Genomic DNA, 22,378 nt, shown 5'->3' on the forward strand with positions numbered 1-22,378 from the left:
CCACATGGCCCGGGATTATTTTTATGAGGCGAATAAACTGATCAAATTCCCATCCGCATCGTACAGGATGGCGTAACGTTGTCCCCAAAACGCATCCCATGGGGCTTTGTGTGACGCATAACCTTGTTCAAGGATTGAGTCATATAAAGCATCCAGTGACTCACGGCTTTCGCATAAGAAGGCAAGCTCGATCCGATGCCCGTCTGCCTGTTTCCATTCCCCGTATACTGATTCGGCCACTTCCACCGTATCGAACGCAAGACGCACGCCTCCTTCATCAATCTCTACATGTGCTTCCTCGTTCATCGCTTCTGGAATCTCAAACCCGAGCGCACGATAAAAATCGAGCGACCGCTTCATATCCGTCACGACGATCCCGACCATGTCCAATTTGACTGCCATCACGTTCCCTCCCCTTGTTTTCATGATACGATTTGAGTGTAGCATGACCACTTCAATCAGAGACGAGGAATTTTTATGAGCCATACGTTTCAACCACTCACCCAAGAGCAAGCCGAATTGATCGCCTTCGAGTGGCGCTATGAAGGTGACTACGCATTTTACAATATGGATGCCGACGAAGAAGATCTCGCCTTATTTTTAGATGCAGATGAGCGAGGTGATACAACGTTCGCCATCCTTGAAACGAATGAGCTGATTGGCTTTGTCACGTTGCAATTCGAATCAGTAGACGCTGTTTCTATCGGTCTCGGCATGCGCCCTGATTTGACGGGGAACGGCAATGGACATCGATTCCTCACGTCAATCCTAAATTGGATCGAGGCGACATATGGGACTCGTACCATATATCTTTCCGTCGCCTCGTTTAACAAACGGGCCATCCGTTTGTATGAATCACTCGGCTTCATCCCACAGAAAACATTCATGCAGGAGACGAACGGTGGAGTGTATCCGTTTCTCTCAATGACACGTGAACAAAGCGAACCCCCGAACAACTGATGTCCGGGGGTTTTGTCATGTCCGCTGTTTCTTCTGAATATAAGAAAGACCGAGCGCTCCAATTAAAATTGTCCCTTTGACGATGTCTTGCGCATAATACGGTACGTCCCACATCGTCAGTCCGTTCAAGAGAATTCCAATCAAAATAGCTCCAATCAATGTCCCAATCACGTTCGGGCGCCCTGTCCCAAAGACGGCGTAGCCGATGTAGGCAGCCGCGACAGCGTCCATCAAAAGAGGTGCTCCAGCCGAGACTTGTCCTGTCCCGATTCGCGATGCGAGAATGATTCCGCCAATGGCTGCAAACAATCCGCTGAGCACGTAGGCGTACAACTTGATGCGATTCACTGCGATTCCGGAACGACGGGCCGCTTCGGCGTTCGACCCGACGTAATAAAATTCACGCCCGGTCCGCGTATAAGTCAAGAACAGATGCGCTCCGATAAAGAACACCAGCATGAGCAGGGCGACGAACGGGATCGGACCGATCGTCCCTTGACCGATGAATAGAAATGACGGGATGAAACGCCCTGGCGCCGTCCCCCCTTCAATCGGCATGTTGTCATAAATCGAGAATCCTTTCGTATACGTCAACTGAATCCCGTTAATGACGTACATGATGGCGAGCGTCGCTAGTAAATCCGGTAATCGGAATTTGATTGTGACGAGCGCGTTCAACAGCCCGACGAGAATCCCGAGTGCAAGTGGAATCAGCAGGGCGACGAGAAGCTCTTGTCGATGAAGGACGAGACTTGCCGCTGCCCCGATTGTCGCAAGACTCGCCGTCGAGCCGACCGACAAGTCGAATCCTCCGACGATGAGCGAAAACGTGACGCCGAGGGCAAGTAGCGAAACGATTGACACCGATTTGATGATGTCACTAAAGTTTGCGTATGTCAGAAATTGATCGTTCGTCACGGTAAAGACCGCAATCAAACCAAGGATTGCGAGTAACGTCCCATACTGTCCGATATGACCGCTGATTCGTTTTCGTTCCTTGACCACCAATTGTGCCATCTTACACGCCTCCTTTCTCTACAATTTGTCCACGGTCGAGCCAAAGAATTCGATTGGCGACCCGTTCGAGCTCGTGTCGCTCACTCGAGGTGAACAACACGGTCTTCCCTTGTTTCGCGAGTGCGATGACACGTTCATATACGTCTTGTTTCGCCGCGATATCAATTCCTTTTGTCGGTTCGTCGAGCAGATAAATGTCTCGGTCGTCGAGTAACCATTTGCTAAAGACGACCTTCTGTTGATTTCCACCACTCAGCTCACAAACCGGTTGTTTCACGTTCGCATAACGGACGCGAAGCGATGCCAATACGTCCGAGACGCGAGTTGCCTTTCCTGCGACAGCAATCACGTTCCGCTCAATCGTCTCGTCTAGAAATAATCCATGACGACGTCTCTCCTCTGGAACGAGTGCAAACCCTAAACGTACGGCGTCTGCCGGTTCTTTGATCACATGTTCTTTTCCATCGATTGTGATGGATTGACGAATCCCAGAAAGACCGAACAAAGCTTCCATCAGTTCCGTCTTCCCACTCCCCGTCAATCCTCCAATCCCGAGCACTTCTCCGCGATACGCTTCAATCGAAATCTCGGATTGGAACGCCGGAAGGGTCAACTGCGCGGACAAACAAATCTTGTCTTCCGGCACCGCCTTTTCTAACGCCGCATCAAATGTTGTCCCACTTAAAAATGTCTGCACCGCTTCCGAGGAGAGCGATTGGTACGGTCCATCGTACACGACACGTCCGTCCCGAAGAAACGTAGAGGTCGACGTGACCCGTGTGAGCTCGTTTGAACGATGCGTGACCAAGACAATCCCGACTCCTTCTGCCGCAAGCTTCTGTAACAATTCAAGTAAGGCGTCGGCATCCGTTTCCGATAAGGCAGCGGTCGGTTCGTCGAGGAGTAAATACTTAGCATCACTCTCGAGTGCCCGAGCGATGAGAAGGCGCTGTTTCACGCTGAGCGGATAGTGACCGGCTGGACGCGTTAGATCGACCTCTAAACCGACTCGGGACAACACACGTTTCGCTCGCTCTTTCAAACGTTGCGGGCAAATCCGTTTCACCGTCTGCCATGGAAGGACGTTCTCATATACTGGCAAGTCCAAATAAAGCGCATCATCGACTTCTTGCGATACGGTGATGATGCCATGACGAATCGCTTCCGCTGGTGTGAGCCGGATTGGTTTTCCATCAATGGACAATTCGCCGGACGTCGGTTCAGCCGTTCCGTTCAATAGTTTGATGAGGGTACTCTTACCAGCCCCGTTCAGACCGAGGAGCCCATGAATGTCCCCCGGCTTCAAACTGAACGACAGTTGATCGAGCACCGTGACGTCACCATACTGTTTCGTGATTCGTATCAAGCGAATCATCAGTTCGTCTCCTTCATCCAATCCGACCATGCCGCATTCGACTCACCCCAACCCGGCACGTACTGTCCAAGGTCCTCCATCGTGACAGCCTCGTCCGGCAAGACATCACGGTCCACGAGATATGGGTCGACCGAATGAATCGAAGGGGTTTCTTCCCCGACTACTTTTTGGTAGGCGTAACGAACTTGAATGCGACCGATTTCGGCCGGATCTGTGGCAGCCGTCACACCCCACGGACTCCCCTCTTCTTGCATGAGTTGTAGGTCTTCGTCACTCAAGTCAATCCCGTAAACGGCAATCTCGTCACGGCCTGCCTGCTTGATGGCACGGCTCGCCCCTTTGGCGAACTCGTCCCACATCGCAAACACCGCATCGATTTCGCCTTCTGGATACTTCTTCAAAATCGCCTCCATCTGGCTTTGTGTATCGAGCGCCGTGTTGTTCGTCGCCGAACCGAACTTCGCGACTTCCTGGATGCCCGGATACCGTTTCAAGAATGCATCATAAATCGTATGACGGCGTTCCATCGGTGTGAATCCACCGACCCAGATCGTGACGATGTTCCCTTTCCCGTCCAAATCTTCCGCGAGTGCTTTGAGCGAGCGCCATGCGAGTGAATAATCGTCTTGGTCGATGACCGTCACCCCTTCATTCGTCAAATCGTTATCGAATGCGACAACTTTGATGCCTTTGTCGAGCGCCCGTTGAACAGGCTCTTTCAAGGCATCTGCACGTCCGTGGTCAATCAAGATCACATCGACTCCTTGCGTCGTCGCCGTATCGACATAACTCGCCATTTTCGACAAATCATTTTCGGCGTTATACACTTTCACGTTGCCACCGAACGCTTCGACTTGCTCAGTCACCCCTTCGATATATTGCGAAGAGAATGTCCCGATCGACATCTGCATGACGAGGGCGACTTCTAGATCTTTCGGAAGTGTCTCATTTGAGACGTTGACGGTTTTTGTCTCTGTTTTATTTGTTGTCGCAGTCGTTTTCGGTTGCGCCTGTTCGTTCGTGCATCCGGCAAGTGCTAAGATGACGGTCAACAGGAAGAAGATGATTTTTTTAGACATATGTGTTTCCTCCTACATGTTCTACAATGACCGACTCGGTCGGTTCGAGCACTCCTGTCTCTGTGATCAGACCGGTGATGAGTTCTGGTGGGGTCACATCAAACGCCGGATTGAAGACGGTGATGCCGACGAGCGCCGTCGGGTGTCCCCCGATATGGGTCACTTCATTCGCGTCCCGTTCCTCGATTTGAATCGTGTCATCCGCTTCCAAATCAAACGTCGAATGCGGGGCTGCCACATAAAACGGGATGCCGTAATGCTTCGCCAAAATCGCAAGCTGGAGTGTTCCGATTTTGTTGGCCGTATGACCGGTACGGGTGATGCGGTCCGCCCCGACGATGATGGCATCGATTTGTTTCGTCTGGATTGTCCAAGCAGCCATATTATCCGTGATCAATGTGACGTCAATGTCCGCCCGGTCGAGCTCCCATACCGTCAACCGTGCCCCTTGAAGCAATGGACGGGTTTCCGACGCGAACACCCGAAAGGGGATGCCTCGCTCTTTCCCGACATAGAACGGCGCGAGCGCGGTACCGTACCGTGACGTCGCAATGGCACCGGCGTTACAAATCGTCAATACATTGCCACCAGCGGGTAACACGGTGAGCGCATGCTCCCCAATCGTGCGATACGTAGCCACATCTTGTTCATAGATTTCAATCGCACGCTGCTTGATGGCTTTTGCAATCTGTTCAAAGTCCTCCCCCACATTCAGTCGAAGGAGTGATTCGATGACATGCTGTAAGTTGACCGCGGTCGGTCTTGTCGCAATCAATCGTTGACCGACTTGATTCAATTGGAGGTGAAAATAGGGATTGTCTTGCAGGCGTGACGCTTCTTTCGCAAGGACGAACGCCCCAAAGTAAGCGATGGCCGGCGCTCCCCGGACTTGAAGCGATTTGATTGCCTGTTCCGCCTGTTCGAGCGTTAGCACTTCGATATATTGCTCTTCTTGCGGCAATAGTGTCTGATCTAAAATCGTCAACACTTCCGTGTCGGCATCAAAATGAATACTTTGCACACTCATACGCGCACCTCCGACAAGACCGGGATCAGCTGATCGATGGATTGAATCTGATGACGCTGTTTGATGAGACGTGTGCCGAGCTCTAGGGCGTGACGTTTCCGTTCGATGCGCAGGTCATCCGGCAATGTCTCTAAGTCAGCGACGCCAGCTAGACCGACCGTCCGTCGAATCAATTCGCAACCTGCGTAACCGATGGCATCGCTCAAAATGGATGGCAACAGTTCATCCACGAAACCTACCGTGTTGAACGGCTCGACCGCCTGTGTAAAGCGGGTACGGAACGTTTTTTCGAACGTTTCCCAGACGGTGAGCACTTCTGTGAAGCGTTCGAACCGTTTCAACGGATGCGCATATGTCGAGAACACCAAGTGAGCGATGATTTGACCGATGTCAAAACCGAACGGGCCATAAAAAGCAAACTCAGGATCGATGATTTTTGTTTCCTGACGGGTCGCAAAAATGCTTCCTGTATGTAAATCTCCATGTAGCAACGCTTCGTGTTTGGTCACGAACCCAACCTTCAATTTCGTCACTTCAATTTTCAAGGCGAGATCTGACCACAGCTGCTCCACATCCGGACGAAGGGCCGCTTCGATTTGATTCGATTCTGCATCGCGATATGGGTCGGTGAAAATGAGTTTTTCCGTGATATCGCATAGCTCTGGATTGTAATACTCTTTTTCGATTTGTTTCTTCACGAGCGGTCCGTTCGCGTAGTCAGACGTCGCAAACAACGTTTCTCCGAGGAACGTACCGACGTGGCGGGCTAAATTCGGATAGCTCTCTCCTTTTAGGAAGCCCGTCCGAACAATCTCAAACGCTGACAGATCTTCCAAAATCGTATAGGCGAGTTCACGGTCGCTACCGAGTACATCCGGTACGAACTGAGGAACGACCTTAGAAAATTCACGGAGTGCCAGCTGTTCAATCCACGACCGGTCCAGTGTGAGCGGCCAGCTCTCCCCAACGACTTTTGCGTACGGCAACGCTTGTTTCACAATCAATGACGTCTCTCCTTGTCGAATACGAAAGACGAGATTTAAATTTCCATCCCCAATCTCCTCACATTCTGCAATCCCCTCTTCTAGTAACCCCAACTGTCGAACGTGTTCGACAACACTTTGTTCTGTAAACGCCTCATAAGTCATGATGATTTTCCCCTTTCTTGAATCTATACATGAAAAAAGCCCCTTTCTCCGCGAGAAAGAGGCACACCCAAATTGGTTGTTCCTCTCATCTTTCAGACATATGTCTGGTGGATGTAGCACCGTGCCAAATGGTCGGTTGCTGCGGCGTCTTAGGGCCAATTCCCTCTGCCAACTCGCGATAAGAGTAAATGATGTAATTGTGTTTGACGTGTTGAAACGAATATTACGGACTAGGCACGCTAGTTGTCAATCCTCTATTTTTAGTCGCCTCCCTATTTTTGACACGCATATATAGAAACATTATTTTCAAACTTTTTTCTCAAAAAAAGGAATTGACGAGTGCGCGATTCTATGTAAAAATTCAATTAAATTTCACAACTTCACAACTATTCTTATCAAGAGCAGACGGAGGGACAAGCCCGATGATGTCGCAGCAACCGACCAGAAATGGCACGGTGCTAATTCTTGCAGCTAACGCTGAGAGATAAGAGTTCATTGTTTTCGAATGACCTCTTGCCTTGGCATGAGGTCATTTTTTGTTTGACCTGAAAGGAGGAACTTATGGGAATCATCGCTACTTATGAAATCAAACATACCGATCACGTCGAACGCGTGGCTGAGAAGATTGCACATGAGCTGACCGTCGGGACATGGACCGAATTGAACCATCTCGAGCAGCATCAACTACAGGCGTTCCGCGGTGAGGTCATCTCAACGTCCCAACAGGAAACGACGAGTCGCTTTTCGATTCGCTACCCGCTACATAACGTGACACCGGACTTTTCGTCCATTCTGACGACGACATTCGGTAAGCTCTCCCTCGACCCGAGTGTTCAACTCGTCGACCTATCGCTTCCAGAGGAACTCGTCCCGGACTTTCCGGGTGCCGCATTCGGTGTTGAAGGTGTTCGCGACATCCTTCGTGTACACGATCGACCGCTCGCCATGAGCATCTTCAAAGGCGTCATCGGGCGTGACCTTGATTTTTTGGCGACACAACTTCGTGACCAGTTTACAGGTGGCATCGATCTCGTGAAAGACGATGAGATTTTATATGACAATCCGCTCACCCCATCGCTCGAACGGGCTCGGATTGGAGCATCGATCATTCAAGAACATAAAGAATTGACGGATCGTTCCGTTCTATACGCTGTCACGTTGAGCGGACCCGTTTTCACCTTACGCGATCAGGCAAAACGTTTGATCGAGGCAGGCGCGACCGCATTGTTGTTCAACGTGTATACGTACGGGCTTGACGCGTTACGAGAGCTCGCCAAAGACCCTGAGATTCACGTCCCGATTTTGGCACATCCTGCTTTTGCCGGAGCATTGACCGGATCGATTCGTCATTCCCTCCTCTTCGGGAAACTGATTCGACTCGCCGGGGCCGACTTGACACTCTTCCCGTCGCCATACGGTTCGCTGTCGACACCGAAAGACGAAACACAACAGATTCAGACATATGCGACTGAACCCCATTGGACGAAACCAATTCTGACGGTCCCATCTGCCGGGATTCACCCAGGACTCGTCCCGGACTTGATTCGAGACTTCGGAACGGATGTCGTCATCAATGCCGGCGGTGGGATTCACGGACACCCGGACGGTGCGGCTGCCGGTGCGAGGGCATTCCGCCAAGCAATCGATCAGGCAATCGGTAAGACGAGCGAGACCGATGCGTTATCGACTGCGTTAGATGCGTGGGGTGCGCGATGAGTACGCACGTCATCTGTGACTTCGACGGAACCATCACGGAAGAAGATAACATCATCGCGTTGATGCGACAATTCGCCCCACCTGAATGGGTCGAACTCAAAGATGGTGTGTTGAACCAAACGCTCTCCATTCGAGAAGGCGTCGGTCAGATGTTCAGCTTGCTCCCGAGTGAACAGGAATTGAAGTACCGTGAATTTCTGCAGTCGACCATCACGCTTCGACCAGGGTTTGTCGAGTTTTTACAAGAGACAGAGTCGCACGGCTTTCGATTTGATGTCGTCAGTGGGGGCATGGACTTTTTCGTCCATCCGATTCTAGAAGGTCATGTCGAACCGGAACACATCCACTGCAATCACGTTGATTTTTCAGGAGAGACAGCGCGCGTCACGTGGCCTCATTTATGCGATGTTCATTGCTCGAACGATTGCGGATGTTGCAAACCGACGATCGCCCGACAGATTGTCGCACCTACCGACACGTTGATCGTTATTGGGGATTCTGTCACCGATTTTGAAATCGCCAAACGTGCCGACGTTGTGTATGCGCGCGGTCAACTGATTTCACTTTGCGAGGCGGAAGGAATTCACTATGTTCCGTTCGAGACATTCCATGACATCTCAGCTCATATGAAAGGAGTGAACGTATGACCGTACAAGAACGATGGGTAGAACTCGCCGACATTAAAGACGAGCTCGCCGCACGAGACTGGTTCCCTGGGACGAGTGGCAACCTGGCGATCCGCGTATCGGACGACCCGTTGACGTTCCTCGTGACGGCAAGCGGTCGTGACAAACGAAAGCGTACGGATGAAGACTTCGTTCTCGTCGATGCGACTGGTCAATTGATTGGGGAACAAATAGGCAAACCATCCGCGGAGACGTTACTGCACGTCGAAATCTTTAACAATACGAACGCAACCTGTTCCCTTCACGTGCATACGGTCGACAACAACGTTATCTCGGAACTGTATGCAGCACAAGGTCATGTGACGTTCACAGGTCAAGAAATCATCAAGGCGCTCGGCTATTGGGAAGAGACGGCAAGTGTCCGAATCCCAATCATCGAGAATCACGCGGATATCCCGACACTCGCCCATGCATTTGCCCCACATGTCACAGGCGATGCTGGTGCTGTTCTCATCCGAAACCACGGAATCACCGTTTGGGGCGAAACGTCCGCTGCGGCAAAGCGTTATTTAGAAGCATATGAATTTTTATTTAGCTATTCATTAAAATTACGCGCCCTAGGCGTCCATTCATAAGGAGGAATTCAACATGGCAACGATTTATTTTCAACAAACCGAAGAACGCGTCAGCGACCAACAAGAGGTACGTGACTTTTTAGAATCACGAGACATCCTTTACGAAGCATGGGACATCACGAAATTACCGGTTTCCCTTCAGGAAAACTATCAACTGTCAGACGAGGACAAAGAAGCCATTTTGTCGACGTTCCGTGACGAGATTCAAGATGTATCGGCGCGACGCGGCTACAAGACAGCTGATGTCATCTCGCTATCCGACGCGACACCGAACTTAGATGAACTGCTCGTCAACTTCCAAAAAGAACATCACCACACAGATGACGAAGTTCGTTTCATCGTCAGTGGTCACGGCATTTTTGCCATTGACGATGCTGAACGTGGATACTTCAATATCGAGCTCAATCCGGGTGATCTTATCTCGGTGCCGGTCAACACACGTCATTACTTCACGTTGCAAGAAGACCGTCAAGTTGTTGCTGTTCGTATTTTTGTGACGACCGAGGGCTGGGTGCCGATTTACGAAAAAGAAAATGTGCAGGCATAAAAAAAGGTCTCTCGCTTAAAACGAGAGACCTTTTTTTACTGTTTGACCGCTGTCGGTTTCGATGAGAACCAGCCCCATGTCGCAATTCCGACCATGACTGACCAGAAGAAAATCGTCCAAGCTGTCGAGTGGACGAATCCGTCTGGGAGTCCCATGAATTCGAACGGTGTACCGGCAATCAATTCCTTGAAACCTGGGTGTTCAAGTACGAGGACCGTCAACTTGACCCCGACCCAACCGACGATGATGAAAGCAGCCGTTTCGAGGGATGGGCGTTGATGGAGCAACTTGACAAAAATACGGGCGGCGAATCGCATCAAGACGACCCCGATGAGTCCTCCCGTCAAAACGACGAAGAACTGACCTGAGTCAATCCCACCGATTTCTCCGAGACCAAGCGGTTTGACACTCACAGCGAGCGCGACTGCTGCCAAGATTGAGTCGACCGCAAAGGCGATGTCCGCAAATTCGACTTTTGCGACAGTGAGCCAAAATTCTTTCTTCGACACCGGCTTTTCAGTGACAGCCGTCTCTTCTTTCGCTTCAGCCGCCAAGTCTTGCTTCGGTTCTTGGCCACGTGCCTTATACGTCATATACAAGTGTCGACCACTCATTCCAATCAGATAAAGTGCACCGATCGCTTGAACTTGCCATACGTTGATTAAGAACGAGATTAAGAACAATGCGATAAATCGGAAGACGAACGCCCCGAGGAGCCCATAAAATAATGCTTTTTTCTGCTCTGTACGCGGTAAGTGTTTGACCATGACGGCCAAGACGAGCGCGTTGTCTGCAGATAACAAGCCTTCTAAACCGACAAGCACGACGATGATCCAGGCGTACTGCAGGATTAACTGCCAATCCATAAAAACCTCTCCTTTTGTCTTTCGATTCCTACATATTTAATAGTGATCTATTTTTTAAGTTCACAGGACCATTTTATTCCCGTTTCGGAAGTAAATCAATCCTCTTTCTTTCATATATGAATGAATTCGTGACCTTCACACATTCAAAACATGTTATGAGAGCAAAATCATACCCGTTCAGTCATCATTTCGTGATAAAATCCTAACAAGAACGAGTGGTCCTTTGAACCGCTCTAAAAAAAGGAGAATCCGATTATGTCTACAAGCCATGTCGCTTTACCTACTAAAGCAGAACGACATAAATTGTTCGGGTCGGTCCCACCGATTAAAGGAACAAAGCCGACCGAGAAAGAACAAATGGTCGATTTACAAAATACACCGAAAAACTTCTTGTTCGCTCTCGACAGTGTTGGGATCTCGAACGTGAAGCACCCTGTGAACGTCGAAACGCCAGAAGGAGTTCAGTCGACGGTTGCCACATTCGAATTGACGACATCGCTCGTTCAAGATCGTAAAGGAATCAACATGTCTCGTTTGACAGAGCAGCTCGACGCGTACCATCAACAAGGATGGACAGTATCGAACCGTTCGTTAATCGAATTCGCACAGGAGCTCGCCGAGCGTATGGAACAAACAGAAGGTCAATTGACAATCCGTTACCCATGGTTCTTCACGCGTAAAGCACCTGCGACAGGTCTTAGCGGTTTGATGAACGCGGATGTCATGCATCGTGTGACGTACAACCTTGAAACGGGCGTCGCAAACGTGACGGTCGGTCTCGTCATCAACGTTACGACACTTTGCCCATGCTCAAAAGAAATCAGTGAATACAGTGCCCATAACCAACGTGGGTACATCACGATTGAAGCCGGACTTGATGAAACGTCAATGGACGGGTTCGATTGGCGTGCAGCCCTTCTCGATGCAGCGGAGTCAAACGCCTCAGCACCACTTCACCCTGTCCTCAAACGTCCGGATGAGAAACGTGCGACTGAAATCGCATACGAAAACCCACGTTTCGTCGAGGACATGGTCCGCTTGATCGCGGCTGACTTGTACGAGATGAAACAAGTCGTGAACTTCTTCGTCGAATGCCGTAACGAAGAGTCGATTCACCAACACGATGCCATCGCATCGATCACATTCGATAAGCGCCAAGACGCATAAAAAATGCGGAACCTCTGTTAAAGAAGGTTCCGCATTTTTTATAGACTTGTCACGAGTTCAATCGTCAATAAGATGATGATGAGCATCACCCACACTGCCCAGACGAGTCGCCACTTCTCCCAGTCAAATCGCTTCATCACCGCGTAGACAGTGAGATAAAGCGCAATGAGAAGCGGTACGACGACCCAAGGATTCTCTAGCATCACGCCTCGATGTCGCCGTCCCAAGCGAGCATTCCGCCGTCGACATTGACGACTTTGTAGCCTTGCGATTCTAAGTAATCACAAGCCGTCTGGCTCCGTCCACCTGAGCGACAGATGACGTGATACACATTGTCTTGTGCCAACTTTTCTGTCACTTGTGGGAATTCCGATAATGGGTAGAGTGGTACGTTCGGGATATGCCCTGACTCATATTCATCTTGTTCGCGCACATCGATGATATGGAGAGACTCCCCATTCTCTAACTTTTCTCGTAATTCTGTCGCATGAATGCTTTGCATACATAGTTCCCCTTTCGATTATAGACTCCTCTTTTAGTTTACCTCAGTCCACCTTTAAAAAAACAAAAAAAGCACCCTTCTATAAGAAGGATGCTCCGGACTTACGCTTCGTTGCGCTCGTCGATTGCTTGTGCTGCTGTGATGAGCGTCAATTTGTAGACGTCCTCTTCGTTACAGCCGCGTGATAAGTCGTTCACTGGTTTGTTGAGACCTTGAAGGATTGGGCCGATCGCTTCGAATCCACCGAAACGTTGAACCATCTTGTAGCCAATGTTCCCTGCTTCAAGACTTGGGAAGACGAATACGTTTGCCTTACCAGCAACGTCAGAACCCGGTGCTTTCTTCGCCGCTACGCTAGGGACGAATGCCGCATCGAATTGAAGTTCTCCGTCGATTGGAAGGTTCGGTGATTTCTCTTTCGCAAGGCGTGTCGCTTCCACGACCTTCTCTGTTTCCGGTGACTTCGCAGAACCTTTCGTCGAGAAGCTAAGAAGCGCGACTTGTGGGTCGATGCCGAACGTCTTCGCTGTCGCTGCCGACAAGAACGCGTTCTCTGCTAAGTCCGCTGCATCCGGTGCGATGTTGATCGCACAGTCCGAGAAGACGTATTGCTCGTCGTCACGTACCATGATGAACACACCTGACGTCTTTTTGATGCCTGGTTGCATTTTGATGATTTGTAGTGCCGGACGTACCGTATCAGCCGTCGCGTGCATCGCGCCTGAGACAAGACCTTCTGCTTTGCCTGTGTGAACGAGCATTGTTCCGAAGTAGTTCACGTCTGATGTAAGGAGTTCGCGTGCTTGTTCAGCCGTCGCTTTCCCTTTACGACGCTCGACGAATGATTCGACGAGAACGTCGATGTCTTCGTATGTCGCTGGGTCATATTGTGTCAAACCTGAGATGTCGAAACCGTGTTTCGCCGCAACCGCTTCGAGATCTGCTCTCGCACCGACGACGATCGGTTCTACCATACCGTCTGCTTTCAATCGAACAGCGGCTCCAAGAACACGCTCATCGATACCTTCCGGGAAGACGATGGTCGGACGAACCGGGCTAACTTTTTGCTTCAACGTTTCAAATAATTTCATAACGAATGAACCCCTTTTCTCAATTTACAGCATGACTGCTAATGGTTTTGCCGTTGACTTGTGTCTTTACGCGATTTCAATTATACACAGTACCCTTTTCAAAATAAACTATTCTGCCCATTTCGCCATAAATCGCTTAGAATCAATCATTATATGAATAGAACAGTTTCGACAAATCGACTGATACAGCCATTTTTGTAGCCGTTTTCATGTTTCTGTCCTCTGTTCTTTACCCGTCATGAATCGTGATAACCCTCACAGTGCCTCAAAGTTGCCAGTCAGTGAAGCGTGTATGGTAAAATAGACGGCGAAGCCAAGTCCCGAAAGGAGATTTTTTTATGTCAGAACGTCCAGTACCTACAACAGATACACAACATGCCGCCGCCACATTAGACGGATGGTATTCACTCCATGATTTCCGTACGATTGATTGGGCTCGTTTGAAACTCGTTGATGCTGAAAAACGTCAACAGATGATTGACGAGTTCACAGCGTTCCTCGCTTCTCTTGAAGAAGTGGAAGCAAAAGGTGAAGGAAGCCACGCCTTCTACTCGATTCTCGGCCAGAAGGCGGACCTCGTCTTGATGGTCCTTCGTCCAACATTCAACGAACTTGAAGACGTCGAGCGCGCATTCCGCAAAACAGCGCTATACGACTATATGATTCCGTCGTATTCATACGTGTCGGTCATCGAGCTCGGGATGTATCGCGGATCTGGAGACGGGGACCCGTATCAAAACCCTCATATCCGTTCACGCCTCTATCCGACACTTCCAAAGGCCGCACACATCTGTTTCTATCCGATGAGCAAGGCTCGTCGCGACGGCGACAACTGGTACATGTTGTCGATGGATGAACGTAAGGACCTCATGTATCGCCACAGCATGATCGGCCGTAGTTACGCCGGTAAGATTCAGCAGTTCATCGGTGGGTCGACTGGATTCGACGCATGGGAATGGGGCGTCACACTCTTCGCTGAAGATTCACTTCAGTTCAAGAAAATCGTTTACGAGATGCGTTTTGATGAAGTGAGTGCGAAATACGGTGAGTTCGGCGACTTCTACGTTGGGAACATCTTACCGAAAGAAAATTTGAGCACATTCTTTAGCGTGTAAAAGGTTTACGCGTATAACACCTCGGGAATTAAGGATGATGTAAGCAAGTAATCTTAATTAACGAGGTGAACAACGATGCGCGTGTTTAAAGAAACCGATCGTGACACTGCGGAACGTTTAGATTCGTTCATCGAACGAATGGCACCGACAGCAGAATTAGTCCAACATCGATTTGAAGAGCAACTCAAACATACACAGCAAAAGGGTCAGGCGAGCGCCTGACCCTTATTTTGTCGTGGTGACGTGAAGTGCGTCGCCTAAGAAAGCAGCCAATTCAAGCATTCCGTAGCATCCCGCTTTCGCTTCAGCATCGGAATTATAATTTGTATTCGTATTGACGTCGTAGGCGTAGACGTTGCCGTCTCGGTCTCGAATGATCTCAATCCCCGCAATATCAATCGCATTTGCTTTCAGGAATCGTTCGAGCTGTGGAATGATTGGGTCATCGAATCCTTCGACGATTTCGAACTTCGCCGGTGGCGTCTCACCGACCGGGCAGAACTGATCTTCAATCGAGCAGGCATCGGCCGGGCAGAGCTCGAATCCTTCCGACGTATCGACACGGACCGCATACAGGAACTTTCCGCCGATAAATTCACAGCGGGTAATATACGGTTCCGGGGCTTCGATATACTGTTGAATGAGCGTGATGCCGTCAATCGAGTCTTCGAATGAGGGACCATATACATATTCTTTGAGTCCTTCAATCGTATGGAACAATTGGACCCCAAGTCCTTTCCCTGCTCGATTATGTTTCGTGATGAATGGTGTCAAGCCTAGCTTCTCAGCCGCTTCGATGATTTGTGCTTTACCGACCGCCGCAATCGTCTTCGGCACACGAATCCCTTCACGGCGAAGCGCTGTATATTGATTGACCTTGCTCACTTCGAGGCGAATCGCGCGCGTGCCGTTAAATACAGTCCGGTCGTTCGCTTCTAACCAAGCGAGGACACCTTCCGTCAATTCAGGGGCGTAGCGATGTCCGCGTGTGTGCGAAGAGGCACTCATCCGATTATAAAAGACACCTTCCGGGGGCGTGGCTTCGAGGTCAATCGTCCCTTGGTCCAAGTGCCATAATTCATATGGCAAGTTCAACTCTTCTAAACGATGAACAAGGTGGTTCGTCCATTCTTCGTTTTCATGAATGACGTGAATTTTAGACATCATCATTCCTCCTTCTATGATGTGTTTACTTTACCATATCCATAACCGACAATTCCAATGTGTATGGTTTGCCTAATCCTCAATTCTGAAATATCAGACGATTTCATGGTACAATGAACCTAAGAGTATTGTTTTGGAAAGGAAGTGTTGTGTTTGCCCGTACCTGTTATAAGTACTGATGTACTCATATTACTCTTCGGTCTACTTCTCGTAGCCGGTGTCATGGCGACGCGAATCTCAACTCGATTCGGCTTACCCGCCTTGATTTTATTTATGGGAATCGGCATGATCATGGGAAGTGACATTACCGGTCTCATCTTCTTTGACGACTCGAATTTAGCGCAGTTGATTGGAGTCGCTGCCTTGATTGTCATTTTGTTTGAAGGGGGTCTTCAAACGAAATGGTCATCGATTCGGAGTGTGCTCGCCCCTTCTGCCTCGCTGGCGACGCTTGGAGTATTGATTACCACGACCGTGGTCGCCGTGGCCGTTCGTTTCGTATTTGGTTTCGATTGGATTGAATCTTTCTTATTCGGTGCGATTATCGGTTCGACCGACGCAGCGGCCGTCTTTGCCGCATTTAAAGGAAAGAATATCTCACCGAAAGTCGGTGCGACTCTCGAAGCCGAGTCCGGCACGAACGACCCGATGGCGATGTTTTTGACGATTCTCGCTCTCGACTTCATGATGAAGCCGGATACGACCATCTGGGACGGAATTTGGATGTTCGTCCTTCAAATCGTTGTCGGGGCATTAATCGGATTCATCCTTGGACAACTGTCTCGCCTCATGTTGAATCACTTGAGACTTGATTCGAGCGGATTGCATGCCGTCCTCATGATTTCTATGGCGTTCCTCACGTATGGTGTCACAGCTTACTTATTGGGAAGCGGATTACTCGCCGTCTATATCGCTGCCATGATTGTCGGAAATGCGGACACGGCGCATGAAGTGACGATTGTCCAATTCTCAGAAGCGCTCGCATGGATTATGCAGATCATCATGTTCGTTATCCTTGGGTTACTCGTCTTCCCTCGTCAACTCATCGAGCCGGACTTGATTTGGAAAGGACTACTTATCTCATTCGTCCTCATGTTCCTGGCACGTCCGATCGCCGTCTATTTATCGACACTGGGCATGGCATTTACGAGAAAAGAAAAGTTGTTCATCTCATGGGCTGGTCTAAAAGGCGCCGTGCCGATTGTCCTTGCGACATTCCCGCTTATTGCCGGTACCGAAAATAGCCAACTGTTATTCAATGCCGTCTTTTTCGTCGTCGTGACGAGCGCCCTGATTCAAGGGACGACGTTGACGCCACTTGCCGAGAAGTTAGGGTTGCTCGGTCCGGATAAAATCCGTTCCCCATACACAATCGCCCTCGTCTCAAGCAAACAGTCTCAACATAAGCTCGTTCCTTATGCGGTCACAGCTAGCTCATCCATGATCGGAAAGACGCTCGCGGACATCACACTCCCACCAAACACTGTCGTGAACGCCATCGTCCGAAACGAATACTTGATTCCACCGAATGGACAGACATCCATCGAAGAAGGCGACCTTTTATATGTGCTCGCTTCGATGTATCGTCATGATCAACTCGACCAAAAATTTGGTGAAGACGGCCTCGACCGAGTGGAGTTATAGGCAAAAAAACAGCGCTTCGTATGAAGCGCTGTTTTTTTATATATGCACTTGTTTTGCTGATTGAATCAACGTCTGAACGTCATCTGTTCGTCCTTCATGAAGTGCCTCGACGATAAAGCTCCCGACGACGACACCATCACATGCCTGCCCGAGCGTCCGCACTTGCTCCGGACGATGGACTCCGAATCCTGCTAAGACGGGAACACGTGACTGCTCAGTCAATCGAGTTAAGTAGGCGAGAAGCTCGTCCGGGAATACATCCGCTTTCCCGGTCGTTCCTTTGAGCGTGACCGCATACACGAATCCTTCTGCTTTTTCTAAGATGGACGTTGTCCGCGCCTCACTGCTCGTCAACGTGACGAGCGGAATGACGGCGACGTCATGCCGATTAACATCTGCGAATAACTGGAGACTCTCCTCAAACGGAAGGTCAGGAATAATGACCCCGCTCACCCCACATTCGTTCGCCCGATCAAAGAACGGTTGGACCCCGAACCGAAACACTGGATTCAAGTAGGTCATCAAGACGATTGGAACGTTAAATTGATCATTTCCTTCTATTAAATGGTTCAATACCATTTCAAGCGTCACACCTGCTTCAAGCGCGCGCATTCCTGCCGCCTCAATAATCGGTCCATCCGCTACCGGATCAGAGAAGGGGATCCCGAGTTCAATCGCCGTCGCACCCATCCGCTCTAGTTCCACGATGGTCGGGATGAGCCGGTCCATCCCGCCGTCACCGGCCATGATATACGGAACGAACGCCGCTCCTTCTCGCTGTCGAATCGCTGTCTCTAGTTTCATCGTGTCGCCACCTTCTCTCGGATTGTATGGACGTCTTTGTCTCCGCGCCCTGATAAACAAATCACCAGTGTATCGTTTTCTCCCATCGTCTTCGCGAGCGTCTCTGCGTAAGCAAGGGCGTGTGAAGACTCTAAGGCAGGAATGATTCCTTCTTGTCGGCTGAGGGCGAGACAAGCATCGAGTGCCTCGTCATCCGTGACGGCCGCATAGCGCACCCGCTCAATGTCTTTCAAGAAACTGTGCTCTGGTCCTACCCCTGGATAATCGAGTCCAGCTGAAATGGAATGGGCTTCCTCGATTTGACCCGCTGCGTCTTGCAGGACATACATGAGCGACCCATGTAAGACACCGACTTCCCCTTTTGTGAGGGTTGCTGCGTGTTTATCTGTATCAATACCACTTCCTGCCGCTTCGACACCGTAGAGCGCGACCGACTCATCGTTCAAAAATGGATAGAACATGCCCATGGCGTTGCTCCCTCCGCCGACACAAGCGACAACGGCGTCCGGGAGCCGTCCCGTCTGTTCAAGGATTTGCCGACGCGTCTCTGTCCCGATCACACTTTGGAAGTCACGCACCATCTGTGGGAACGGATGTGGTCCGAGAACAGAACCCATCACATAATGTGTATCGTCGACATGTTTGACCCAGTAACGGAGCGCTTCATTGACGGCATCTTTTAGTGTACGACTGCCTGATTTAACGGGTACGACTTTCGCTCCAAGAAGCTCCATCCGAAAGACGTTCAACGCTTGGCGCTCGACGTCGACCTCACCCATGAAGATGGTACATTCTAAATCGAGTAACGCACATACCGTTGCCGTCGCGACACCGTGCTGCCCCGCCCCTGTCTCCGCAACGACTTTTTGTTTCCCCATCCGTTTCGCCAGGAGCGCCTGCCCGATCGTATTGTTGATTTTATGGGCACCTGTATGGTTCAAGTCTTCTCGTTTCAAATAGACGTTCGTCCCAAGGCGACGACTTAGGTTCGACGCATAATAAAGTGGTGTCTCACGTCCCACGTATTCACGTAATAAGGAAGAGAACCGTTCTTGAAACTCAGGATCTTGCTTCGCTTCTTCGTAAGCGACCTCTAATTCTTCGACCGCCTGCATGAGCGTCTCCGGAATATACTTCCCACCATATTGTCCAAACTTCCCGTTCACTGGTTGTGCATACATCATAGTTCCTCCTTGGCGCGTTGAATGAACGCACGAATTTTTTTGATATCTTTCACACCGTCCGTCTCGACACCGCTCGAGACGTCGACGCCGTCTGGTTGAATCATTTGAATCGCTTGTCTCACATTATCTGGGGATAGCCCACCCGCTAGCCAAAACGGACGTTTCGGCCGGTCGATTGCGCCCCAGTCTAATACCTGCCCACTTCCCGGGGTCGGATGATCCATCAATCGTACATCTGCCGTCTCCTCGGTCGACGCATCGATAATCGGTAACCCGAAGATGCGAAGTTGTTCCATTGATTGCGTTCGATGGTGAATTTGTAAATCCGTCAGTCCTACGTCCAGCGCTTGCTCGATGTCTTCCATTGAAGGACTTAAAAACACACCAACGATGCGAACCGATTGTGGGATATGTGCGGCTAATCTCTTCGCAGTCGTCACGTCGATTTGTCGAGAACTCGGGGCGAATACGAACCCGATGGCATCCGTTCCCGCTTCGACCGCCGCCTGAACAGCTTCCTCTGTCTTTAGTCCACAGACTTTAACGAACATGTTTTCAACTCCTCGAGTAACCGGGTCGGGTCCTCTTCACGCATGAGTGCTTCCCCGACGAGAATGGCGCTTGCCCCAGCTTCTTGTAAACGTGCAGCCGCCTCGACTGTACTGACACCACTTTCGCTGACGAATGTGACGTCGGGGTAGCGTTTCATCAAATCGATCGATGTTTCGAGAGATACCTCGAACGTTTTTAAGTCTCTGTTATTGATGCCGATCAACACGTCATCAAGTTCGAGTGCGATGCCTAACTCTGCCTCGTCATGTACTTCGACTAAGACGTCGAGGCCGATGGAGCGAGCGTATCGCGTCAACTCATGGAGACGTGTCGGATGGAGTGCCGCCACGATGAGGAGCGCTACACTCGCACCGTAATGCTTTGCATAGTCGAGTTGTCGTTCATCGATGATGAAATCTTTACAGAGCACCGGGATGGTGACGACATCGGCGACTTGTCGCAAATCGTCAAACGAACCGTTGAAATACGTCGTGTCTGTCAGAACGGAAATCATTGTCGCACCAGCTTTTTCATATTGACGTGCCCGTTCGGCGACGTCGACTGTTTCCCGAATCATTCCTTTCGAGGGGGACGACCGTTTGATCTCTGAAATGATATGGAATCCCTCGCTCATCACATGTAAGAGAGAGATTGACTTCGTCACGGGGACATCGACGGGCTGCATGTCACTCACTTCTTCCATTTTTGTTCCGATGATTTTTGTTAAATAACTCATGCTTCGACCTCCGTACGTTGTAAGTTTTGTAACACGCGTAAAGCGTGCCCTTCATCGATGCTTCGTTTTGCCTCTTTCACTCCTGCACGAAGCGTTGCGGTCGTGCCATACGTGCAAAGGGCAAGTGCTGCGTTCAGTAAAACAACATCTCGTGCCGGACCTGTTTCTCCGTTCAATACGGCGACGAGGGTTGCGGCGTTCTCTTCCGGCGTACCTCCGCGTAATGCTTCGAGGGGCGCCCGCATCAAGCCGACATCTCGTGGGTCGACCGCATAACGCGCTGTCTGTTCCCCATCAAAGAAGTACACGTCGTTCACACCGGCGAGGCTCGCTTCATCGAGTCCACCTGCACCATGGACGACCATGCCGCGCTCGACGCCGAGATGACGCATCGCGGTCGCCATCTTCTCGAGTAACGATGGATGATAGACACCGACAAGTTGTCGTTTCGGGCGAAGTGGATTCGTCAACGGGCCGATTTGGTTGAAGATGGTCGCAGTGGCGAGTCGTTTCCGGACCGGCATGACATGCTTCATGATCGGGTGGACATGCTGGGCGAAGAGAAAGCTGAGATTCGTCCGTTTCAAGTCAGCATGTACCTCCTCTGCCGTCTTCACAATCGGAACGTTCAATGCCTCTAAGACGTCCGCGCTCCCGGATCGACTCGATACACTTCGATTCCCATGTTTCGCGACTGGAATCCCAAGACCAGCTAGGACAAAGGCAACGGTCGAACTGATATTGAACGTATGCGCCCCGTCGCCACCCGTACCACAAACATCAAGGACGGGTAAATCACTCTGGGGGAACTGTGCCGCTTCACGAATGTATGCCGCGAGTCCTGCCATCTCTTCTGCTGTCTCACCGCGCTCTTTCATCGCCAAAAGCACTCGTTCGATTTGCGCTTCATCCGCTTGGAACATCTCGCTGGCTGCCACTTTCATCTCTGCTGTTGATAATGCGTTTGTCTCCAATTGTTGAATCATCGTCGGTTCCCCCTCTAAAAATGTGTATAAAAAAACTCCACACGACAGTCGTCGTATGGAGGACGGTTCAAGACCGCGGTGCCACCTCTCGTTGATTCCAAAGAATCCACTCTCCGATGCAATCACATCGTATCCCGATAACGGGGGAAACCGTCACGGCCTACTCTCTTCAGCCATGCTCTCATGAGCCCATTCACGCGGACGCCTCGGTCAGGATCTCACCATCCCTGACTCTCTGGACGAAACGTCTTCTCGCGCTACTCTTCTCAATCCTCGATTTATATTGTTGAAACGAAAAAGGGGTCACCCGTCTCCTCATAGCCTGCGCTATAAGAAGGACGAGTAACCCCGTGGTGCCACCTTCGTTGGTTCCAAAGAACCCACTTCACGGACAATCATCCGCTTCCCCGTGATAACGGTGGGTAACCCGCTAAAGC

Annotated in this window: 25 protein-coding genes, 2 riboswitches and 2 other annotated features (1 of these 29 cut by a window edge); of the genes, 9 read left to right on the forward strand and 16 right to left on the reverse strand. The window is 50.4% G+C overall.

The genetic code is table 11. The features are described from left to right. Positions 1-21 precede the first annotated feature (21 nt). Complete coding sequence (locus tag KNO66_RS09510) at positions 22-402, reverse strand: VOC family protein (RefSeq protein WP_214742189.1); 381 nt, start codon at positions 400-402, stop codon at positions 22-24. A 75-nt stretch (positions 403-477) separates the two neighbouring features. Here KNO66_RS09510 and KNO66_RS09515 point away from each other — a divergent pair, with 75 nt between their 5' ends. Beyond that, on the forward strand, positions 478-960 hold the full coding sequence (locus KNO66_RS09515) for a GNAT family N-acetyltransferase (protein WP_214742190.1): 483 nt from the start codon (positions 478-480) through the stop codon (positions 958-960). A 15-nt stretch (positions 961-975) separates the two neighbouring features. Here KNO66_RS09515 and KNO66_RS09520 read toward each other — a convergent pair whose 3' ends face one another. The 5 genes from KNO66_RS09520 to mtnK are packed head-to-tail and all read right to left on the reverse strand — an operon-like array spanning position 976 to position 6,606. Continuing rightward, a complete protein-coding gene (locus KNO66_RS09520; RefSeq protein ID WP_012727477.1) occupies positions 976-1,977 on the reverse strand; it encodes an ABC transporter permease in 1,002 nt (333 codons plus the stop codon). A 1-nt stretch (position 1,978) separates the two neighbouring features. After that, positions 1,979-3,352 (reverse strand): sugar ABC transporter ATP-binding protein, encoded by a 1,374-nt coding sequence (locus KNO66_RS09525; protein ID WP_214742191.1) that lies wholly within the window; start codon positions 3,350-3,352, stop codon positions 1,979-1,981. Then, complete coding sequence (locus tag KNO66_RS09530) at positions 3,352-4,431, reverse strand: sugar ABC transporter substrate-binding protein (RefSeq protein WP_214742192.1); 1,080 nt, start codon at positions 4,429-4,431, stop codon at positions 3,352-3,354. The genes KNO66_RS09525 and KNO66_RS09530 overlap by 1 nt, the downstream gene beginning before the upstream one ends. Next, positions 4,424-5,458 carry an S-methyl-5-thioribose-1-phosphate isomerase gene (mtnA, locus tag KNO66_RS09535; RefSeq protein WP_214742193.1) on the reverse strand — a complete coding sequence of 345 codons (1,035 nt, stop codon included), beginning with the start codon at positions 5,456-5,458 and terminating at the stop codon, positions 4,424-4,426. The genes KNO66_RS09530 and mtnA overlap by 8 nt, the downstream gene beginning before the upstream one ends. After that, positions 5,455-6,606, reverse strand: a complete 1,152-nt coding sequence (gene mtnK, locus KNO66_RS09540; RefSeq protein ID WP_214742194.1) for an S-methyl-5-thioribose kinase — start codon at positions 6,604-6,606, stop codon at positions 5,455-5,457. Before mtnK ends, mtnA begins: the two co-directional genes overlap by 4 nt. A gap of 82 nt (positions 6,607-6,688) precedes the next feature. Beyond that, a riboswitch (SAM riboswitch) is annotated at positions 6,689-6,791 on the reverse strand. Positions 6,792-6,995: 204 nt separating this feature from the next. Next, positions 6,996-7,097, forward strand: a riboswitch (SAM riboswitch). Positions 7,098-7,167: 70 nt separating this feature from the next. Here mtnK and KNO66_RS09545 point away from each other — a divergent pair. Genes KNO66_RS09545 through KNO66_RS09560 form a run of 4 tightly spaced genes read left to right on the forward strand, consistent with a single transcriptional unit; the run spans position 7,168 to position 10,130 of the window. Continuing rightward, complete coding sequence (locus KNO66_RS09545) at positions 7,168-8,322, forward strand: 2,3-diketo-5-methylthiopentyl-1-phosphate enolase (RefSeq protein ID WP_214742195.1); 1,155 nt, start codon at positions 7,168-7,170, stop codon at positions 8,320-8,322. Further along, a complete protein-coding gene (locus KNO66_RS09550; protein WP_214742196.1) occupies positions 8,319-8,969 on the forward strand; it encodes a 2-hydroxy-3-keto-5-methylthiopentenyl-1-phosphate phosphatase in 651 nt (216 codons plus the stop codon). Before KNO66_RS09545 ends, KNO66_RS09550 begins: the two co-directional genes overlap by 4 nt. Then, positions 8,966-9,583 (forward strand): methylthioribulose 1-phosphate dehydratase, encoded by a 618-nt coding sequence (locus KNO66_RS09555; RefSeq protein WP_214742197.1) that lies wholly within the window; start codon positions 8,966-8,968, stop codon positions 9,581-9,583. The genes KNO66_RS09550 and KNO66_RS09555 overlap by 4 nt, the downstream gene beginning before the upstream one ends. Positions 9,584-9,596: 13 nt before the next feature. After that, positions 9,597-10,130 carry a cupin domain-containing protein gene (locus tag KNO66_RS09560; RefSeq protein WP_214742198.1) on the forward strand — a complete coding sequence of 178 codons (534 nt, stop codon included), beginning with the start codon at positions 9,597-9,599 and terminating at the stop codon, positions 10,128-10,130. Positions 10,131-10,165: 35 nt separating this feature from the next. On the opposite strand, the gene KNO66_RS09565 is transcribed toward KNO66_RS09560, so the two are convergent. Then, complete coding sequence (locus tag KNO66_RS09565; RefSeq protein WP_214742199.1) at positions 10,166-10,996, reverse strand: TerC family protein; 831 nt, start codon at positions 10,994-10,996, stop codon at positions 10,166-10,168. A gap of 255 nt (positions 10,997-11,251) precedes the next feature. Between KNO66_RS09565 and folE2 the strand changes: the two genes are divergently transcribed. Next, complete coding sequence (gene folE2, locus KNO66_RS09570) at positions 11,252-12,163, forward strand: GTP cyclohydrolase FolE2 (RefSeq protein WP_012727487.1); 912 nt, start codon at positions 11,252-11,254, stop codon at positions 12,161-12,163. 38 nt (positions 12,164-12,201) lie between these two features. On the opposite strand, the gene KNO66_RS09575 is transcribed toward folE2, so the two are convergent. The 3 genes from KNO66_RS09575 to pta form a co-directional block, all read right to left on the reverse strand. Beyond that, positions 12,202-12,366 (reverse strand): hypothetical protein, encoded by a 165-nt coding sequence (locus tag KNO66_RS09575; RefSeq protein WP_012727488.1) that lies wholly within the window; start codon positions 12,364-12,366, stop codon positions 12,202-12,204. After that, on the reverse strand, positions 12,366-12,665 hold the full coding sequence (locus KNO66_RS09580; protein ID WP_214742200.1) for a rhodanese-like domain-containing protein: 300 nt from the start codon (positions 12,663-12,665) through the stop codon (positions 12,366-12,368). Before KNO66_RS09580 ends, KNO66_RS09575 begins: the two co-directional genes overlap by 1 nt. Before the next feature lie 101 nt (positions 12,666-12,766). After that, positions 12,767-13,756, reverse strand: a complete 990-nt coding sequence (gene pta, locus KNO66_RS09585; RefSeq protein WP_214742201.1) for a phosphate acetyltransferase — start codon at positions 13,754-13,756, stop codon at positions 12,767-12,769. 338 nt (positions 13,757-14,094) lie between these two features. On the opposite strand from pta, the gene hemQ reads away from it, so the two are divergent. Both hemQ and KNO66_RS09595 read left to right on the forward strand, forming a co-directional pair. Further along, the gene (gene hemQ / locus KNO66_RS09590) at positions 14,095-14,871 is read left to right on the forward strand and encodes a hydrogen peroxide-dependent heme synthase (protein WP_214742202.1); all 777 of its coding nucleotides are present in this window, start codon (positions 14,095-14,097) and stop codon (positions 14,869-14,871) included. A 75-nt stretch (positions 14,872-14,946) separates the two neighbouring features. Continuing rightward, positions 14,947-15,093: a hypothetical protein gene (locus KNO66_RS09595; RefSeq protein WP_012727492.1), complete on the forward strand. Its 147-nt coding sequence runs from the start codon at positions 14,947-14,949 to the stop codon at positions 15,091-15,093. 3 nt (positions 15,094-15,096) lie between these two features. Here KNO66_RS09595 and KNO66_RS09600 read toward each other — a convergent pair whose 3' ends face one another. Continuing rightward, positions 15,097-16,035 (reverse strand): ATP-grasp domain-containing protein, encoded by a 939-nt coding sequence (locus tag KNO66_RS09600; protein ID WP_214742203.1) that lies wholly within the window; start codon positions 16,033-16,035, stop codon positions 15,097-15,099. A gap of 153 nt (positions 16,036-16,188) precedes the next feature. On the opposite strand from KNO66_RS09600, the gene KNO66_RS09605 reads away from it, so the two are divergent. Further along, complete coding sequence (locus KNO66_RS09605) at positions 16,189-17,679, forward strand: potassium/proton antiporter (protein ID WP_214742204.1); 1,491 nt, start codon at positions 16,189-16,191, stop codon at positions 17,677-17,679. A gap of 36 nt (positions 17,680-17,715) precedes the next feature. Here KNO66_RS09605 and trpA read toward each other — a convergent pair whose 3' ends face one another. Genes trpA through trpD form a run of 5 tightly spaced genes read right to left on the reverse strand, consistent with a single transcriptional unit; the run spans position 17,716 to position 21,941 of the window. After that, on the reverse strand, positions 17,716-18,483 hold the full coding sequence (gene trpA / locus KNO66_RS09610; protein WP_214742205.1) for a tryptophan synthase subunit alpha: 768 nt from the start codon (positions 18,481-18,483) through the stop codon (positions 17,716-17,718). Continuing rightward, positions 18,480-19,667: a tryptophan synthase subunit beta gene (trpB, locus tag KNO66_RS09615; protein ID WP_041917953.1), complete on the reverse strand. Its 1,188-nt coding sequence runs from the start codon at positions 19,665-19,667 to the stop codon at positions 18,480-18,482. The genes trpA and trpB overlap by 4 nt, the downstream gene beginning before the upstream one ends. Continuing rightward, positions 19,664-20,218 (reverse strand): phosphoribosylanthranilate isomerase, encoded by a 555-nt coding sequence (locus KNO66_RS09620; protein ID WP_214742206.1) that lies wholly within the window; start codon positions 20,216-20,218, stop codon positions 19,664-19,666. The genes trpB and KNO66_RS09620 overlap by 4 nt, the downstream gene beginning before the upstream one ends. Further along, a complete protein-coding gene (trpC, locus tag KNO66_RS09625) occupies positions 20,194-20,955 on the reverse strand; it encodes an indole-3-glycerol phosphate synthase TrpC (protein WP_214742207.1) in 762 nt (253 codons plus the stop codon). The genes KNO66_RS09620 and trpC overlap by 25 nt, the downstream gene beginning before the upstream one ends. Beyond that, the gene (gene trpD / locus KNO66_RS09630; protein WP_214742208.1) at positions 20,952-21,941 is read right to left on the reverse strand and encodes an anthranilate phosphoribosyltransferase; all 990 of its coding nucleotides are present in this window, start codon (positions 21,939-21,941) and stop codon (positions 20,952-20,954) included. Before trpD ends, trpC begins: the two co-directional genes overlap by 4 nt. Positions 21,942-21,996: 55 nt before the next feature. Beyond that, positions 21,997-22,224 (reverse strand) — a binding site (T-box leader). Positions 22,225-22,272: 48 nt separating this feature from the next. Beyond that, positions 22,273-22,378, reverse strand: a binding site (T-box leader) (it continues 123 nt past the right edge of the window).

Origin of the sequence: Exiguobacterium sp. s48 (assembly GCF_018617395.1) — a bacterium.
Taxonomy (GTDB): Bacteria; Bacillota; Bacilli; order Exiguobacteriales; family Exiguobacteriaceae; genus Exiguobacterium.

Coding starts and splice junctions, on each gene's coding strand:
- KNO66_RS09510 (WP_214742189.1), bottom strand. CDS start 402: ATGGCAGTCAAATTGGACATGGTCGGGATCGTCGTGACGGATATGAAG.
- KNO66_RS09515 (WP_214742190.1), top strand. CDS start 478: ATGAGCCATACGTTTCAACCACTCACCCAAGAGCAAGCCGAATTGATC.
- KNO66_RS09520 (WP_012727477.1), bottom strand. CDS start 1,977: ATGGCACAATTGGTGGTCAAGGAACGAAAACGAATCAGCGGTCATATC.
- KNO66_RS09525 (WP_214742191.1), bottom strand. CDS start 3,352: ATGATTCGCTTGATACGAATCACGAAACAGTATGGTGACGTCACGGTG.
- KNO66_RS09530 (WP_214742192.1), bottom strand. CDS start 4,431: ATGTCTAAAAAAATCATCTTCTTCCTGTTGACCGTCATCTTAGCACTT.
- mtnA (WP_214742193.1), bottom strand. CDS start 5,458: ATGAGTGTGCAAAGTATTCATTTTGATGCCGACACGGAAGTGTTGACG.
- mtnK (WP_214742194.1), bottom strand. CDS start 6,606: ATGACTTATGAGGCGTTTACAGAACAAAGTGTTGTCGAACACGTTCGA.
- KNO66_RS09545 (WP_214742195.1), top strand. CDS start 7,168: ATGGGAATCATCGCTACTTATGAAATCAAACATACCGATCACGTCGAA.
- KNO66_RS09550 (WP_214742196.1), top strand. CDS start 8,319: ATGAGTACGCACGTCATCTGTGACTTCGACGGAACCATCACGGAAGAA.
- KNO66_RS09555 (WP_214742197.1), top strand. CDS start 8,966: ATGACCGTACAAGAACGATGGGTAGAACTCGCCGACATTAAAGACGAG.
- KNO66_RS09560 (WP_214742198.1), top strand. CDS start 9,597: ATGGCAACGATTTATTTTCAACAAACCGAAGAACGCGTCAGCGACCAA.
- KNO66_RS09565 (WP_214742199.1), bottom strand. CDS start 10,996: ATGGATTGGCAGTTAATCCTGCAGTACGCCTGGATCATCGTCGTGCTT.
- folE2 (WP_012727487.1), top strand. CDS start 11,252: ATGTCTACAAGCCATGTCGCTTTACCTACTAAAGCAGAACGACATAAA.
- KNO66_RS09575 (WP_012727488.1), bottom strand. CDS start 12,366: ATGCTAGAGAATCCTTGGGTCGTCGTACCGCTTCTCATTGCGCTTTAT.
- KNO66_RS09580 (WP_214742200.1), bottom strand. CDS start 12,665: ATGCAAAGCATTCATGCGACAGAATTACGAGAAAAGTTAGAGAATGGG.
- pta (WP_214742201.1), bottom strand. CDS start 13,756: ATGAAATTATTTGAAACGTTGAAGCAAAAAGTTAGCCCGGTTCGTCCG.
- hemQ (WP_214742202.1), top strand. CDS start 14,095: ATGTCAGAACGTCCAGTACCTACAACAGATACACAACATGCCGCCGCC.
- KNO66_RS09595 (WP_012727492.1), top strand. CDS start 14,947: ATGCGCGTGTTTAAAGAAACCGATCGTGACACTGCGGAACGTTTAGAT.
- KNO66_RS09600 (WP_214742203.1), bottom strand. CDS start 16,035: ATGTCTAAAATTCACGTCATTCATGAAAACGAAGAATGGACGAACCAC.
- trpA (WP_214742205.1), bottom strand. CDS start 18,483: ATGAAACTAGAGACAGCGATTCGACAGCGAGAAGGAGCGGCGTTCGTT.
- trpB (WP_041917953.1), bottom strand. CDS start 19,667: ATGATGTATGCACAACCAGTGAACGGGAAGTTTGGACAATATGGTGGG.
- KNO66_RS09620 (WP_214742206.1), bottom strand. CDS start 20,218: ATGTTCGTTAAAGTCTGTGGACTAAAGACAGAGGAAGCTGTTCAGGCG.
- trpC (WP_214742207.1), bottom strand. CDS start 20,955: ATGAGTTATTTAACAAAAATCATCGGAACAAAAATGGAAGAAGTGAGT.
- trpD (WP_214742208.1), bottom strand. CDS start 21,941: ATGATTCAACAATTGGAGACAAACGCATTATCAACAGCAGAGATGAAA.